This window comes from Chryseobacterium sp. Tr-659 (assembly GCF_011752975.1).
Taxonomy (GTDB): Bacteria; Bacteroidota; Bacteroidia; order Flavobacteriales; family Weeksellaceae; genus Chryseobacterium.
In genome coordinates, this window is sequence record NZ_VWWP01000010.1 from 83828 (window position 1) to 100740 (window position 16913).

Below are 16913 nucleotides of genomic sequence, written 5' to 3' on the forward strand. Positions count from 1 at the left end.
TTTATTATTGAATTTCATTTATCTTTCCACGAGCTCCTTTACAGATTCTCCGTAATAATCAATTTCTGTTTTCCGGATCTGAAGAAGCTGATACCATTTTATAAAAGCTCCTGCAAATACAATAAGCATCAGAACCATAGCCGTTACAGCCAATGCAGCCAATAAATACTGGCCCTTAGGAATGTAAATGGTGGTTACCTGGACATATCCTGCCCAGAAAGTAATTCCAGCCATGAAAACTCCGGGAATAGCTGAGCATAATGCATATTTTCCTCTGTTCATTCTGATAAGCATTGTGGTGCATACAATAAGTCCGCAGGCTGCCAGCAATTGGTTGCTAATCCCGAATAGCGGCCAGATGCTGCTCACATTTCCAGTAAATACAAGATATCCCCAGGCAAAAGTAAAGATCATACTGCTGATAATAATTCCGGGAACCCAGTTTTTATCATTGAATTTAGGAATCACGGATCCCAGCATTTCCTGTAAGAAGAAACGTCCCACTCTTGTACCTGCATCAATAGCAGTAAGAATGAATACAGCTTCAAACATGATAGCAAAGTTATACCAGTAAGCAGTAAGTTGATCCATATAAGGAATTTTATTGAAGATATGGGCCATTCCTACGGCAAGAGATACAGCTCCTCCCGTTCTTCCATACAGGTCTATTCCTATTTTTTGTGAGTAATAATCAATATCTACTCCATGTAGAGAAGGATGGGCTGCAAGAAAGGCATCGTAGGTATCTTTAGGAGTATTGATCGCAAAATAATCGCCTGGCATTAAGGTACATGCTGCGATGAGTGCCATTAATGCAACAAAACCTTCCACAAGCATAGCTCCATATCCAACGAAAAGAATTTCTCTTTCTTTATTAAGCATTTTTGGGGTTGTTCCCGTAGCAATTACCGCATGAAAGCCTGAAATAGCCCCACAGGCAATCACAATGAAAATAAAAGGAAGCACAGGTCCGCCTATTACAGGACCTCCTCCATTAACAAATGCTGTGATAGCGGGCATCTGTACAGTAGGATGGATCACTATTACTCCAATAGCAAGCATGATAATAGTTCCTATTTTTAAATAAGTAGAAAGATAATCTCTTGGTACCAAAAGCAGCCAGACGGGCAATACCGAAGCCAGAAAGCCATACAAAGGAATTGCTATAGAAATTGTTTTAATATCCCATGAAAATAGATTATTCATTGTGGGATTTTGCATTAATCCGTGTCCTCCGATGATCCCTGCAATCAGAAGTACACCGCCAAGAATACTGGCAAAAAGAACACTATTCTTTCTATAACGCATAATCAATCCCATAATAATAGCAATAGGCATGGTAATGACTACAGTGAAGAGTGACCAGGAAGCTTCATGCATAGCATTGATACAAGCCAGAGATAACCCAGCCAGAGTAAGAATCAGGATGAACAGGATAGCAAAGCCGGCTACAGTTCCGGTGGCTTTACCAATCTCTTTGGAGGCAATGGTAGCAAGACTCTGACCTTTATGCCTTACGGAAGCAAACAAAACCACCATATCATGTACACCTCCTCCCAGTACACAGCCTATCAGAATCCACAGTGCACCGGGAAGATATCCGAATTGTGCAGCAAGAACCGGCCCCACTAAAGGTCCGGCTGCAGCAATAGCAGCAAAATGATGTCCGAAAAGTACATTCTTATTGGTCGCTACATAATCTTTACCATCTGCAAATTCTATAGCCGGAGTGGTATTCTGATCATTCAATCTGAGAACTTTGTTGGCAATAAAAATACCGTAAAAACGATAGGCTATCGCAAAAATAAGAACAGATGCAAAGATAAGAGTAAGCGCATTGATATTATTCAGATAATCCATATTGTGTTTATTTTTTAATGAATAATTAATTTATTTGACTTTTAAATGTGAATAATTTAACATTTAGCCAAGGTAATTATTTTTCAGTTAAAAAATATTCATATGTATATCAATCTAGCAAATTTGTTGATTTAATTTAGTCTATTGTTTTGATTATTAGATATTAATGTTTTTTTATGAAAGCGTATGTATATTATTTTTTCTGAGATACAATAAAATCTACCATTTCATCGGTTATTTTATCCAGATATGCCTTATCTGTAGTACCAAAACCATGTACGCCATTGTCAACAATTACTAATGAAGTCTGAACTTTTGCTCTTTTTAATTTTCTGTAAAGCTTTTTCGACTGGTTTAGAGGAACTACCTTATCTTTGTTTCCCTGCATAATTAAAGTGGGAACACCATCCGATACAAAATAAACCGGAGAGATTGTTTTGAGATAGTCTATTGCCATGTCCTGGTCTTTTCTGATGTTATATCCTGAAAGTCCTTTTACCAGTTCCTGCTGTAGAGTAACAATCTTTTTTGACATTAATCTTATTATAGAAACCGGAATCGTTCCCAATCTGGTATGAAAAAGCTGATTAAGGTCTGCTGGCCCATAATGATCAATAACGTAATTTACTTTTGCTGAATAAGAGGAAAGCTCAGGGCTGCCGATATAGGTATTATCCGGAGTATAAGCAGCAAGCAGAGAAAGATGTGCCCCTGCCGATGCTCCAAAAAGTCCAATATTGCCAGAGTCAAAATGATATTTTTCTGCATTTTTCCTCACCCATCTTATAGCATCTTTAGTATCTTCCACGGGAAGAGGAAAGTGAGTGTTCTCATTCAGTAATGTATAATTAATGCTGATAACTGCATATTGTTTTGCAATAAGTTTTACAATCGTAGTTTCCAGATAATCATCTGCATGAACTGTTTTATCTCCTTCTACCCATCCTCCTCCGTGAACGTAGATTAATACGGGAAGTTGATCAGAGGTTGTATTTTTGGGCATATAGAGATCCAAAGCTATGGGATTTCCTTTTTTATCGGTCTTGTAAACTATATTTTCCGAAACAGAGGCTATTTCAGGAAGAAGGGAACTTTTTACGGGAGGAGTTTTTACCGGAACCTGAGAGAAATTTTGTGAAAAAAATAAGCTGGAAAAACTTAAAAATAAAATAAAAAACAGGTTTGTTAAAAACCTGTAATTTGATATGTCGTTAATATGTGTTTTCATAATAAATTTTTTTTAGAGAATGTGTTATTTTACTAACTCCTCAAAAAGTTTACCAAAAGTGATATTCAGGTCCTTTGATTTTCCGGGATGTGGTCTTGAAGTTTGTACAACAGCACTTCTTACGGCTGTGAGCCAGCGGAAACGTTCAGGAATATCAAGCTGTGCAATCGGTCCGCCATCTTTTTCTCCATTCGCAATTTTTTGAAAACTTTCCAGATTCTGAATAATATCATCATAATCCAGCTTGCTGTGCATCAGTTTAAATTTATCCGGACATAAATAGAATTCAACCCTGATGAATTTTTCTTTTTTAGAAAACATCACCAGCCCGATATTGAAAAATTCTTCTCTTTCAACTTTGGGCACCAAGCGTATTACCGCATATTCATAAATTTTATCCTCTTGCATTTTTAGCTTCGTTTACAAAGATTTGAGAGTTTTCGAATCTGGTTTTCATAAACTGAAAATAGATCTCGCGGATTTCTTCAGGCGTTTCGTCTGCATCATTCCAATGCAGCCAGTCTTCTGGAATCTGATTGACAATTTCTCTGAAAAGTGTATCATTCAGTACTTCATGAGCAAATTGATCAGCTTCATCCAGCATTTTTGCTTTTGGAAGAAGAACATGGTCTTTTACATATTTGAAAGGGGTTTTGGCAGCCGCATCAAAATTTTGCCATGAATGGTGAAAATAGAACGAAGCACCATTATCAATAATCCACAATTCTTTATGCCACATCAGCATATTCGTGTTCTTAAAAGTACGATCGATATTAGTGATAAATGCATCCAGCCAAACCACTTTTGAAGCCAGAAGCGGGTCAATACTTACCCCCGGATCATAGGTGATAGAACCGGAAAGATAATGTAGTCCCAGATTCAGGCCTTCAGAAAATTTCAGGAGATCCTGTATTTCCTCATCGGCTTCCGTTCTTCCGAAATCGGCATCAAGATTAACAAAAACCAGTTCGGGAATTTTCAGTCCCAGAGCTTCTGTAATCTTTCCTCCTAAAAATTCGGAAATAAGCATTTTTACTCCGTGGCCTGCCCCACGGAATTTTAAGACATATTTGAAATCATCATCAGCCTCTGCCAGAGCAGGAAGAGAACCTCCTTCTCTCAATGGCAGAATGTAACGCATCACGGTTACAGTTCTTAAATTCTGCATGAAGCAAAAATAAGGTTATTTTTTAATAATCTTTTTAATGAACTCCTTTTCTCCGGTTTTATAGTGCAGAAAATAAATACCGCTTGTTAGATGGTGTAAAGCAATTGAATAACCGGCATCTGTTATGTCTGAATGAAAACCGATCTTTCTTCCGGCTGTATCCGTAAGTGAAAGGATTTCTATTTCATTTTTAGCATTAATATGGATCATGTTCTGTGCAGGGTTAGGGTAAATAAGAACAGGATCTTCTAACGGTGTTTCTGCAGTGTTTAATGTAGTAACAACTATTAATTTTGTTTTACTTGTATTGGTTTCGCAGGCATCAGTGGTGAGTTTTACACTATAACTGCCTGAGGCAGAATATGTATGGGTAGGATTTTCCAACGTGGAAGTGGTTCCATCACCGAAATCCCATAAATATGTGCTTGCATTCTGTGTTTTATTAGTGAATTGAACGGTTCCCGTTCCGGTCATCTGATAAATGAATCTGCTGTGAACATCATTGGCTGTTACATACCATTTATTAAGCTGGTCGAATACTTCCGTTTTAACAATATTTTTGATAAACTGAGCTTGCGTCTGAGGTAAATTACCATTAAATGGAACCTGTGTAGGGTCTTTTTTAAACAAAATGGTGTAAAAGGTATAAGCGGCAGCCATAGAGCCAATATAACTAGGGTGTGACTCATCCTGATCGTACAGTTCAAGGGAAGGATCCTGTTCTCTGATAATTCTCCATACTTTACCTACGGGAGAAACAAGGCCTTCGTTGGTATTGGCCATTTCCATATATCGGGTGTAAAGAAGGTCATCCATTCCCTGATAGGTACAAACTGCCGGCCAGCCGGGACAAACTGAAGCATCACCATTTTTACGCCCCCAGGTCATATAAAAGACTACATTTCCACAAGCGTTTGAGTTTTTGATCAGATTGGAAAGCTGAAGAGCATAAGGATATACCTGAGCTTGAACCTGAGAATCAGGAAAAGAAGGGAGCTGGCTTTGTTCCTGTAATACAACATAGTCCCAGTTTCCCTGATTGATAATAGCAGTTGTATTTGGATTATTGGCATGATCCTGAAGTGTTGATCCTCCGGGGGTCTGGCTATGGAAATCCAGAATATCTCCGGTTGAAGCAGCTGTATTTTTGATGAGAGCTGGAAGGTCATTGGCGTAGGTATAGCTGTTCCCGATAAAAAATACCCTTTTGGTGATTTGGCCTAATGAAAAAGAAAAAGAAAGTAAAAGTAAAAATAGTAGAGTTTTTTTCATAAATTTCAATTTGAATTAATCCATAAATATAAAAAATATTAAACAAAGCCTATTTATTTATGAATTTGATTATTAAAAAGAATATACTTTTAGAAAATAAAGAAACAAAAGGTTTTCTTGCTGATGCTTTTTATGTTGAAGGTGAACAAAAGTTACCGTTGGTTATATTTGTTCATGGCTACAAAGGTTACAAAGACTGGGGAGCCTGGGAACTGATGGCTCATAAGTTGGCTAAAGCCGGCTTTTTCTTCGTTAAGTTTAATTTTTCACATAACGGAACTACAATAGAAGATCCTGAAAATTTTGCTGATCTGGAAGCTTTTGGGAATAATAACTACTCTAAAGAGCTCTCTGACCTTGGAGTGGTAATTGATCATTTTTCTAAAGATCCGCATATTGATGATCAAAAGATCGTGCTGATTGGACACAGCAGAGGAGGAGGAATTTCTATTATTAAAACTTTTGAAGATGAAAGAATCAATGGATTGATTACTCTGGCAAGTGTAGATACCTTAGACCGCTTTCCTAAAGAAGAAGCTTTTGAGAACTGGAAAAGAAGTGGAGTGTATTATGCCCTGAACGGGCGTACAAAACAGGAAATGCCCCACTACTATCAGTTTTATGAAGATTATGAAAAGGATATTCATCGTTTTGATGTGGAGCGTGCAGCCGAAATGGCAAAGGCTTATATGCTGATTATTCATGGAACAGATGATGAGGCTGTAGAATCCAAGCAGGCTGAGCATCTTCACATTCTTAATCCCAATTCTGAGCTCTTCCTGATTGAAAATGCCAATCATACTTTCGGAGCTAAAGAACCCTGGGCAGGAGATCAACTGCCTGAAGATCTGTATTGTGTGACTGAAAAATGTATTGATTTTATAAAAGGAAAATTGCAATAGAATGGTATAATTTTCGTTACATTAGCTTAATCACTATATAAATATAAGTATAATTATGAAAAAAATGATTGCAGGCGCATTAGCGCTATCATTAATGGCAACAGTGGTTTCCTGTAAGAAAGAAACCAAAACAGAATCTTCAACAAGTACAGATACTTTGGCTACCGTAATGCCGAAAGATTCTGCTGCAATGCCTAAAACAGACTCGGCATCCGCATCTTCTACGGCAGTTACAGAGAATATCATTACTAAAAATGTAGGGAAATATCCACATGATATCAAGCTGTTTGAAGACAAAAGTATCACGGAAAGGTTAAAGAAATTAGTAGGAACCCAATACGATGAAATGGTAAAAAATTTCGATGTGGAAAGCCCTATTACTTCTGAAAACGGGATTTATAAACTGACAGGATGTAAGCAGCATGACTGTCCGGGATATTCCACGGATATCTATTTTGATTCTAAAGATAATAATCTGAATGTCTTAATAGATCAAAATGGAAAGCTGACAGATTTCAGCGAAAAGAAGAAAATAACAGTCACAAAGTCGCTAAAAGCAAAATAAAAAAGAAGCCTGAAATTTTTCAGGCTTCCTTTTTATTTAATGGTCAAAATAGTCCAGGCTTCTTCAACTTTGCTTTCCAGAAGTAATTTCTGGGCATCAAGATGAATATTTTCATCGGCATGGAAATCTCCGGCAGGTAACACTTCGGTATTAGCCAGCATGCCAAGGTCATTTCCTGTAAATATTTTGCTGTATTTAATAGCATCTGGGAGCAGATCAAAACCTATTCCTTTTGTTACCAGAGGTTTCGGAACTTCAAAAAGACTATTTTCATTGCTTCTGGAATACCAGTTACTGCCTAAACGGGCTACCATATCCAGTTTTTTCTGATCAAGGTTTCCTGTTTCATTCAGATATTCTTCTCTGATATGGATTTTCTGAACTTCACAGATTACCAAGTTTCCTGCGCCACCCTGATCTCCTAATGGTTTTACCTCTAAAACTTTGCATTCAAAGTTTACGGGGCATTCCTCAATCAGTTTGGGTTGTACAAGATCTGCATCTTTCATGGTAAGACCAGATTTAATAAACTCGTTAACTCCTGTTCCGTATTCTGTAGATGCCAGGGAAATCTGTTGTACAATAGGAAAATTTACTGTTCCAATAACAACTTCCGGAACTTCCAGAATATTTTCCAGGGTATGTTTAGTTGTATTATCACGTACACGTCTTGATGGGGAAAATATCAGAATTGGAGGAACCGTGCTGAACATATTGAAGAAGCTGAATGGGGATAAATTATTATTTCCGTCTTTATCCACCGTAGAAGCTAAAGCAATAGGGCGTGGCGAAACAGCTGTCTGCATAATCGTCTGCAGCTGTACGGAGGTTATTTCGGAGGGGATTACTGTTTTCATTTTTTTGTTTTTAACACTTAAGTTATTTTAGTTGTCGATGATAATAGCTTAATTAAGTTCACTTTAGCCTTTGAAAATCTCCGATTTTCAAAGGCTAAAGTGAACTTAATTTTATCATGATTATATAACTCAAAAAACTAAAGTGCTTAAATAGTAATTAAAGTGTTGGAATAATTTTACCCGAAACGTCACCAAAACCTACTCTTACACCATCTTTTTCAGCCCAGGCCTTCATGGTTACAGTATCATTATCTTCAATGAATTTTCTTTCTTCTCCATTGCTTAATGATAATGGATTTTGTCCTCTCCAAGTCAGTTCAAGCATGGATCCGAATGATTTTGGATCACTTCCTGAAATTGTACCGCTGGCATACAGATCGCCCACTTCAACGTTACATCCGTTTACCGTGTGGTGTGCCAGTTGCTGTGTCATATTCCAGTACATGTGTTTGTAATTGCTTTCGCAGATCAGGTTTTGTTCTCCATTTTCCGGTTGGATATAAACTTCAAGGTTGATATCGTAGTTTTTGTCGCCTTCAAATTTTAAATAATCTAAAACTTCAGGATCCTGAGTTGGAGAAGCGGTTCTGAATGGCTCCAGAGCTTCAAGTGTAACTACCCATGGAGAGATAGATGAACCGAAGTTTTTGGCAAGAAATGGTCCTAGCGGAACATATTCCCATGCCTGGATATCTCTTGCAGACCAGTCATTGAATACCACCATTCCGAAGATGGCATCTTCTGCTTCTTTGGTAGAAATACTTTCTCCCATCTCTGTATTTTTGTTGATGATGAAAGCCATTTCCAATTCAAAATCCAATTGCTTACATGGTCCGAAAACAGGTTTGTCTGCATCAGCAGGTTTCATCTGACCTTTTGGGCGGTTGATTTCCGTTCCTGAAACTACGATAGAAGAAGCTCTTCCGTGGTAACCTACCGGTAGGTGCTTCCAGTTGGGTAATAATGCATTTGCAGGGTCACGGAACATTTTTCCTACATTGGTAGCATGTTCGATGCTGCTGTAAAAATCTGTGTAGTTCGGGATATGAACAGGCATCATCATTTTTACCTTATCAAGGTCATAGAAAGCTTCTTCGATAGTTTTCTGATCTTTTGATAATGCGGAGCCTTCCTGCAATAATGTTTGGATTTTAGTACGAACAGCATTGGTTACAGGTTTTCCCAATTCAATAAACTCATTGATGGTGTATGCTTCAAAAACATTGTCGTCTAATCCTTCAATATCTTCAAAATAGCCAAGATCGTACAGTGTTGCAAGATCCACTACCTGATCTCCGATTCTTGTACAGCATCCGATGTATTCTTTATTAAAAACTGCGACTCCGAAAGGAATATTGTGTATAGAAAAATCCGAATTTGAGGAATAGTCTACAAATGATTTCATAAGTTTAGATTTAAGTTAGATTACAATATTATCCGGAAGATTTCCAGATATTTATTTTGCCTTTTTGGTTGAGTAAGATGCTTCATCAATCCATCTGTCTTTGGTATTGACATCGATGAGGTACAGAATATTATCCTGCTGCGTCAACAGTAATGTTTTCGTAACAGGCATCGGGATCTTTTTATTTTCAAGCATATCTGCTCTTAAAGAAATAATATTTTTCTTTCTGACAACGTCTCCGGTGAAAACATTGGAACTGCTTTCTCCTGTGGCTTTATCATCAAATACTTCTACATAAGTGGCATTATTTCCTTTGATAATAATAAAATCACGTTCTGTATGATCGGCTTCATCTTTAATGAAAACAAATTTTTTGTTGTCAATATTTACATTTTCAAGATGCTGATTGATGCCTTTTCTTTGCTCAAGTCGGTTAAGGATTTCATTCAGTGATCCATATTGAGCTTTGAGCCCTAAAGTTCCAAGGAAAAAAATCCCGATTAAAAATTTTCTCATATACTGTGTTTTATAAAAAAGTTTTGCCAGAATACTGTATCCTGACAAAACTTAATATTTCTTAACGTAAAATTAAAGATTACCTCTTCTTTCCTGTTCTCTTTCTAATGCTTCGAACAAAGCTTTGAAGTTTCCGGCACCAAAACTCTGTGCACCGTGTCTTTCAATGATTTCGAAGAATAGAGTAGGGCGGTCTTCTACAGGCTTGGTAAAGATCTGAAGTAAGTACCCTTCTTCATCATGATCAATAAGTATACCTAACTCCTGAAGTTTTTTAAGATCTTCATCAATATGGCCTACTCTTTCAGGAACCATGTCATAATAAGCTTCAGGTGGAGCAGAAAGAAACTCTACACCACGTTTTTTTAATTCGGTTACTGTGTGGATGATATCTTTTGTAGCCACAGCAATGTGTTGCACACCTTCACCTTCGTAGAAATCAAGATATTCTTCTACCTGAGATTTCTTTTTGCCTTCTGCAGGTTCATTGATAGGGAATTTTGCATATCCGTTTCCGTTGGACATTACTTTAGACATCAATGCAGAATATTCTGTGTTGATCTGTTTGTCATCAAAAGAAAGGATGTTTACGAATCCCATTACTTTCTCGTACCATTCCACAGTTGGGATCATTCTGTTCCAGTCTACATTTCCTACACAGTGGTCTACATACAATAAACCTGCTTCTTCAGGTTTGTAATCGCTTTCCCACTTTTCATACCCAGGCATGAAAGCACCATTGTAATTTTTTCTTTCAATAAACATGTGAACGGTTTCTCCATAAGTATAGATTCCGGACATTCTTACCTCACCATGCTCATCAGTTAAAGTTACAGGCTCTAAATAGGGTTTTCCACCTCTTTTAGTAGTCTCTTCGAAAGCTGCATAAGCGTCATCTACCCAAAGTGCCAAAATTTTTACCCCGTCACCATGTTTTTTTACGTGTTCGCTGATAGGAGAATCAGACTTAAGCCCGGTAGTTAATACCAATCTGATTTTTCCCTGTTGAAGCACATAAGATGCGCGGTCTCTCACTCCTGTTTCAGGACCGGCATAAGCCACAGACTGAAAACCGAAAGCGGTTTTGTAATAATGGGCAGCCTGTTTTGCATTTCCTACATAAAACTCAATATAATCTGTACCGTTAATCGGTAAGAAATTCTCTGCTTGAGCAATTTTCTCGGCAAATGTAAGTGTTGACATATTTTCTCTTTTACTTTTATTTTATTGGTATGCAAATTACAAAAAACTTGGACATGGCGAAAATATTCCATAATAATCCTTGAATATATTTAACATAAAGTTAAAGAAGAGTTCACTTAAGTATATTTAAGTTTCTTACGTTTAATATGGGCTACCTACATTTGTAATACAAAAGACAAGTGAAAAAAATATTTCGAAACATGAAAGCCGTAGAGATTCTCTACGGCTTTCTTATGAATGGGTTTCTATTTTTCTGTTGAGTCTCCCCGCATCGGGGTTATAATTGTCCCAGATTTTCCAGGTATTATCTATTTTTTTGATAAAATAAATCTGAGTGCTTAACTGATTGACAAAATGTTCTTCACCTGTTTCGCCTACTTTAAACAGGAGATTCCAGAATTCCTGGGATTCCAGTATCTTTTTGTCCGGTTCATCAGTAACGACGTTGATGTCAAAAACTTCGTAATTCGAACGGTTATTTTTAGTTACCAGCTGAAAGTCTTTGTCACACAATTCTTTACTGAACTGTGAAACTCTTTCCAGAAATGGAGAATCTTCGAATACCAGTTCTTTAAAAATCCCGGTATTATGATTGGGAAACTGTTTACAGAATTCAAATGCTATGGAACAGTAATCATAAACCATCTGGGTGAGAAAAGACAGGTCGTTCGTTTGCTGGTTGTCTTCTTTTTTGTGTCTTACAGAAAGGATATAATCATTAAGATCTTTATAGCCTAGAAAAATACAGATCTTATCCAGTGTTTTTAAGAACCTGAGATCACTGTGGGTTTTATCCTGATAGTCGTTTTCAAAAAAACGTTGTAAAGTAACATGAGAAATGGTGTTTCCAATCTCGAATTTTTTCCCTCCTTTCAATTCATCAGCTTCAGAGAGTTCTTCTTTTATTATTTCGGAAAGAATAATATAATGGCTTCTCTTCCATTCATTCACATTCCCCAAAACAGAATTCCTTACTTTCGAATGCTTTACAACTTCTTCTCGTATAGAATTATATATAGTCTTCAATTTCCTTGTTTTAGAAAGAGTTTTATCAAAAATACTGCCAAAATGTTAAAGTTTTTTTATGATTCTATTTATCAGGCTTCAAAATTTGTTTTCGTATTTTGCATAAAAACAGCAGCGGGAGACTTTTGTGGTTTGATTATCAGTGTTTAAATCTTTCAAAAGCCGCCCTTTCCAGCATCTCTCTGTCATCAGGATGAGCAATACTGATCAGCTCCTGTGCTCTCTGGCGTAGATTTTTACCATACAGATAAGCTGTTCCGTATTCAGTAACTACATAATGGATATGGCCTCTTGTTGTTACTACACCGGCCCCTTGTTTAAGGAAAGGAACAATTCGTGAAATGCCTTTTTTTGTTCTTGCCGTAATAGCAATGATGGGTTTTCCGTCTTCGCTTAAAGCTGCGCCACGCATGAAATCCATCTGTCCTCCGATCCCACTGTACTGCATAGTTCCGATGGAGTCTGCGCAAACCTGTCCGGTAAGATCTATTTCAATAGCTGAATTGATGGCTACCATTTTTTTGTTTCGCATGATATTGATCGGAAAGTTAACTTCACTTACGTCTCTGAATGCAAATACAGTATTGTCATCCACATAATCATAAAGTTTTCTGGTTCCGAAACAGAAACTGGTAATGGTTTTATTATCGTTGTAGCCTTTGTATTTGTTGTTGATCACGTCATCCTGAATCAGATCAATAACCCCGTCGCTTAGCATTTCAGTATGGATTCCCAGATCTTTGTGATTGGTTAAACATTTTAAAACCGCATCAGGAATAGTTCCGATCCCCATCTGAAGAGTAGATCTGTCTTCGATAAGTTCAGCTACATTTTTCCCTACAAGCATTTCTTCCGGACCTACCTTTGAACCATAATCTACGGTAGGAAGTTCTTCCTCATGCCAAACCAGTTTATGAATTCTGCTGATGTGAATCATACCATCTCCATGAGTTCTCGGCATTCTCGGATTGACAATGGCAACAATGATTTTTGCGGTATCTACAGCTGCTCTTGCAATATCTACAGAAGTTCCTAAAGTACAAAAACAATGTTTGTCCGGTGGAGAAACGGTAATCAGAGCCACATCAAGAGGAAGGATGTTTTTTCTGAATAAAATAGGAATTTCACTTAGAAATACGGGAACAAAATCTCCTCTGTCAGAATTTACAGCATCACGAACAGGAGTAGAAACAAATAAAGAATTGATAAAAAAGCTGTCTTTGTATTCCGGCTTTGCAATTTCTACTTTTCCCTGCTGGGTAATAGAAACCATTTCTACATTTTCCAACCGGTGTGATTGTCTTGCCAGCTCATCAATCAGGTAGTTGGGCGTACAAGCACTGCCATGGAAAAATACACGGTTCCCACTTTTTATCGTATATATTGCTTCTTCAGCACTGATGTAATTATTCATATATTCTGTTTTTTGATAGGATGTTAATCGTATTTCTTACCTCATAAAATACCTCTCTTCTTTCAAAGATAGTCTTTATACTGATACCTATTTCAAATAATTTGGATATCATGAAAAGACTTTTGTCATGTGGAATAGATTGGGATAAGTCAAAAAAAATAAAGGACTAAATGCCATGGCATTCAGTCCTTTTTATGATTATACGTGTATCATGCGTTACAGACCATAGAGTCTTTTACATACACATACCGTATGAGCAGAATTTTCAGGATAAGTACAAAAATCTTCAGGAAGTGCTTCTACAAATTGATTCATAAGTTGAACACAAACAACTCGAGTTGGATTATTCCCTCCTTTTACATTTTTTAATTCGTTTCTCTTTAATTTTTTAAGATTTTTCATGAATAATTTTTGGTATTAGTTTTTCCTACTCATATAGCTTTTCGGATTACGCTTTTAAAATCTTTTAAATTTAAAAATTAATTCCGATATATATGATTTATTCGAAAAAAACCGCCATTAAACCTTGAAAAAGTCAATGACGGTCAATTATTTTAAAACTTTACTTAAACCATACCCAGGTTAATTGGAAATTTCAACTGCTGTTTTCTGCTTCATACTTCCGGTTTCTGAGAATCTCAAATGCCAGCTGAATGCTTCTTCCAGTAAATGCGGCGTGTGTCCGCCCCTTTCACAGGCTCTGTCAAAATAAGATTGTAATTCTTCTTTATAATCCGGATGAACACAGTTTTCAATGATTTTCTGAGCTCTTTCTCTTGGAGCTAAACCTCTTAGATCGGCTAATCCAATATCTGTTACCAGAATATCTACATCATGTTCTGTATGATCCGTATGTGAAACCATTGGAAGAACATGAGAAATATTGTTTCCTTTTGATGCGGCCTGTGTTACAAAAATACTTAGGTAAGCATTTCTTGCAAAGTCTCCGGAACCCCCGATTCCGTTCATGATTTTAGTACCTCCGATATGAGTAGAGTTTACATTTCCATAAATGTCAAACTCAATGGCGGTGTTGATGGCAATCACACCCAATCTTCTGATCAGTCCCGGTGTATTGGAGATATTCTGAGGCCTTAAAACAAATTTTTCTTTATATTTAGACAGGTTGCCCAGAACTCTTTCATAGCATTCCTGAGAAACAGTGATGGATGATGCTGATGCAAAACTTAATTTACCGGAATCTATTAAATCGAAAGTACTGTCCTGAAGCACTTCTGAAAACATTGTAAGGTCATAAAAATTACTATCCTTAAAGCCTGTAAGAACAGCATTGGCCACTTTACCAATGCCTGCCTGAAGAGGAAGGAGCCTGTCTGTAAGTCTTCCTAAACGAACTTCATTTTCAAAGAAATCAAGGAGATGTCTGGCAATTGCAGTTGTTTTTTCATCTGGCTCTGCAATATCCGCGGGGCTGTCTTTAAGATTCGTAAAAACAATGGCTTCAATTTTATTGGGATCAACAGGAATACTTTTTCTGCCGATCTTATTCCATGGAGCAACAATTGGAATCACATTTCTGTATGGATAATCTTCTGCCTGATAGATATCGTGAATTCCATACACTTCCTCAGGAACTTCCGTATTAATCTCAATAATGACCTTTTTAGCTAAAGCCGCGAATGTGACTGAATTCCCTACCGAAGTAGTAGGTACAATGCTTCCGTCCCTTTCAATATAAGCCGCTTCTATAACTGCTACGTCAATACTCTGAAGATTTTTAGTGTGAAGAAGTTCTGCACTTTCGCTTAAATGCTGGTCAATGAAAAGTATTTCACCTTTATTGATCTTATTTCTTAAAATAGGATCCACCTGAAACGGCATCCTTTTCTTTAAAACGTCAGCTTCTGCTAATTTTCCGTCGGTTCCATGCCCTAGTGAAGCGCCGGTCATGAGTGTGACCTTCAGGTTTTCGGTTTTTCCTCTTTCTGCGAGTGCCGGCAAAATAGCTTTGCTGTCTCCCGCTTTTGTAAAGCCGCTTGATCCTATGATCATTCCGTCTTTAATCATTTTTACAGCATTTTCTGCTGTGGTTACTTTTTGGTGTAGACTTTCTAATCTGATTCTTTCTAACATGTAATATTGATTTTGTTTTAAACCACCATTACTTAGGATGCGTTATGAAAAATAATGATGGTTAAATATGTTAACCATACCTCACAAATTTACGAAAAAAGACGCTTTAAATAAAGGATTTAAAGCGTCTTTTGTATGTATTCAGTAATACTTTTCTGAAATTAAAAGAAAGTATTTTTATTGTTTTATTCTAACCATGAAGTTTTGTAAGACGGATCTTCCACTTTTAAAGCTTCTTCCGTAATCTTTAACGGACGGAAAGGATCTACCATTACGGCATATTCTTCAGTGAATTTTTTACCAATACTTCTTTCCATAGCACCTGGATGAGGACCATGTACAATTCCTCCCGGGTGAAGAGTGAAGTCCATCAGATCGATATGATTACGGCTCATAAAATCACCTTCCGTATAGAATAATACCTCATCAGAATCAATATTGGAGTGATTGTAAGGAGCCGGAATGGCCTGTGGATGGTAATCATACATTCTTGCACAGAATGAGCAGACAACAAAATTATGTCCCTCAAAATTCTGGTGAACCGGTGGCGGCTGGTGAATTCTTCCGGTAATTGGTTCAAAGTTTTTGATATTGAATTTATAAGGATAGAAATACCCGTCCCAGCCGACTACATCAAACGGATGTGTTGCATAAATGAAGTCTGTGATCTGGTTTTCTTTTTTTACTTTAATTAAAAACTCTCCCTTTTCGTCTTTGGGTTCTTTGAAAGCAGGAGCAATGATATCTCTTTCACAGAACGGAGAATGTTCCAAAAGCTGGCCGAATTCATTTCTGTATCTCTTCGGAGTATAAATAGGAGAGTGGCTCTCCAACACAAAAAATACAGTATCGTTAGATTTCAATTCTACCTGATAAATGGTTCCTCTTGGGATGATAAGGTAATCACCGGTCACAAATTCAAGATCTCCTACAAATGTTTTTAAAATTCCGGTTCCCTGGTGAACGTATAAAAGTTCATCACATTCCGCATTTTTGTAGAAATAATCCATCGATTTTCTAGGTTTAGCCAATCCCATTTTCAGATCATTGTTCATCAAAAGGATCTTTCGGCTGTCCATAAAATCGTCTTCAGGAGTAACATTCATTCCTTTAAACATTCTTGGAGCCACATTTTTCTCCACGGCTATTTTAGGAGTTACATCTTTCGGTTCGCCGATAGATTTGATCTGTGTAGGGCGGTGAATATGATATAACAGGGAAGAAATGCCATGAAAACCTTCTGTGCCGAAAAGCTGTTCATAGTAAAATTTATCTTCCGGAGACTTAAAGATAGTATGTCTTTTTGGTGGGATGTTTCCCGATAGATGATATCTCATTTTACTTTCATTGTAGTTTCTCAAATTTAATCATTTTTCATGAATTCGCTGAATCAATATTTTTCT

The 16913-nt window shown here is 37.1% G+C and carries 16 protein-coding genes; 2 read left to right on the forward strand and 14 right to left on the reverse strand.

Annotated features, from left to right (window positions below; translation table 11 throughout):
• Window positions 1–18: 18 nt before the first annotated feature.
• The 5 genes from F3J23_RS18920 to F3J23_RS21760 all read right to left on the reverse strand — a co-directional run bounded on the left by F3J23_RS18920 (window position 19) and on the right by F3J23_RS21760 (window position 5528).
• Window positions 19–1860 carry a carbon starvation protein A gene (locus F3J23_RS18920; protein WP_185156480.1) on the reverse strand — a complete coding sequence of 614 codons (1842 nt, stop codon included), beginning with the start codon at window positions 1858–1860 and terminating at the stop codon, window positions 19–21.
• Window positions 1861–2053: 193 nt separating this feature from the next.
• A complete protein-coding gene (locus F3J23_RS18925; protein WP_167032645.1) occupies window positions 2054–3088 on the reverse strand; it encodes an alpha/beta hydrolase in 1035 nt (344 codons plus the stop codon).
• Between the two features lie 24 nt (window positions 3089–3112).
• Entirely contained in the window at window positions 3113–3496 is a 384-nt protein-coding gene (locus F3J23_RS18930) for a DUF3037 domain-containing protein (RefSeq protein WP_167032647.1), read from the reverse strand.
• A complete protein-coding gene (locus tag F3J23_RS18935) occupies window positions 3483–4256 on the reverse strand; it encodes a HipA family kinase (RefSeq protein ID WP_167032649.1) in 774 nt (257 codons plus the stop codon). Before F3J23_RS18935 ends, F3J23_RS18930 begins: the two co-directional genes overlap by 14 nt.
• Window positions 4257–4271: 15 nt before the next feature.
• Window positions 4272–5528: a T9SS type A sorting domain-containing protein gene (locus F3J23_RS21760; RefSeq protein ID WP_167032651.1), complete on the reverse strand. Its 1257-nt coding sequence runs from the start codon at window positions 5526–5528 to the stop codon at window positions 4272–4274.
• Window positions 5529–5587: 59 nt separating this feature from the next.
• On the opposite strand from F3J23_RS21760, the gene F3J23_RS18945 reads away from it, so the two are divergent.
• Both F3J23_RS18945 and F3J23_RS18950 read left to right on the forward strand, forming a co-directional pair.
• Complete coding sequence (locus F3J23_RS18945; RefSeq protein WP_167032653.1) at window positions 5588–6430, forward strand: alpha/beta hydrolase family protein; 843 nt, start codon at window positions 5588–5590, stop codon at window positions 6428–6430.
• Window positions 6431–6485: 55 nt separating this feature from the next.
• On the forward strand, window positions 6486–6995 hold the full coding sequence (locus F3J23_RS18950; protein ID WP_167032655.1) for a hypothetical protein: 510 nt from the start codon (window positions 6486–6488) through the stop codon (window positions 6993–6995).
• A 32-nt stretch (window positions 6996–7027) separates the two neighbouring features.
• Here the strand turns inward: F3J23_RS18950 and F3J23_RS18955 are convergent, their stop codons facing one another.
• From F3J23_RS18955 to F3J23_RS18995, 9 genes are all read right to left on the reverse strand, one after another.
• Complete coding sequence (locus tag F3J23_RS18955) at window positions 7028–7852, reverse strand: flavin reductase family protein (protein WP_167032657.1); 825 nt, start codon at window positions 7850–7852, stop codon at window positions 7028–7030.
• 157 nt (window positions 7853–8009) lie between these two features.
• The gene (fahA, locus tag F3J23_RS18960; RefSeq protein ID WP_167032659.1) at window positions 8010–9257 is read right to left on the reverse strand and encodes a fumarylacetoacetase; all 1248 of its coding nucleotides are present in this window, start codon (window positions 9255–9257) and stop codon (window positions 8010–8012) included.
• Between the two features lie 51 nt (window positions 9258–9308).
• The gene (locus tag F3J23_RS18965) at window positions 9309–9773 is read right to left on the reverse strand and encodes a hypothetical protein (RefSeq protein WP_167032661.1); all 465 of its coding nucleotides are present in this window, start codon (window positions 9771–9773) and stop codon (window positions 9309–9311) included.
• Between the two features lie 72 nt (window positions 9774–9845).
• On the reverse strand, window positions 9846–10976 hold the full coding sequence (gene hppD, locus F3J23_RS18970; protein WP_167032663.1) for a 4-hydroxyphenylpyruvate dioxygenase: 1131 nt from the start codon (window positions 10974–10976) through the stop codon (window positions 9846–9848).
• 231 nt (window positions 10977–11207) lie between these two features.
• Window positions 11208–12002, reverse strand: a complete 795-nt coding sequence (locus F3J23_RS18975) for a hypothetical protein (protein ID WP_167032665.1) — start codon at window positions 12000–12002, stop codon at window positions 11208–11210.
• Window positions 12003–12141: 139 nt separating this feature from the next.
• Window positions 12142–13416 carry an acetyl-CoA hydrolase/transferase family protein gene (locus F3J23_RS18980; RefSeq protein WP_167032667.1) on the reverse strand — a complete coding sequence of 425 codons (1275 nt, stop codon included), beginning with the start codon at window positions 13414–13416 and terminating at the stop codon, window positions 12142–12144.
• Window positions 13417–13632: 216 nt separating this feature from the next.
• Complete coding sequence (locus F3J23_RS18985) at window positions 13633–13818, reverse strand: bacteriocin-like protein (RefSeq protein ID WP_167032677.1); 186 nt, start codon at window positions 13816–13818, stop codon at window positions 13633–13635.
• A 180-nt stretch (window positions 13819–13998) separates the two neighbouring features.
• Window positions 13999–15510: a succinate CoA transferase gene (locus F3J23_RS18990; RefSeq protein WP_167032679.1), complete on the reverse strand. Its 1512-nt coding sequence runs from the start codon at window positions 15508–15510 to the stop codon at window positions 13999–14001.
• A gap of 185 nt (window positions 15511–15695) precedes the next feature.
• A complete protein-coding gene (locus tag F3J23_RS18995; RefSeq protein WP_167032681.1) occupies window positions 15696–16847 on the reverse strand; it encodes a homogentisate 1,2-dioxygenase in 1152 nt (383 codons plus the stop codon).
• Window positions 16848–16913 lie beyond the last annotated feature (66 nt).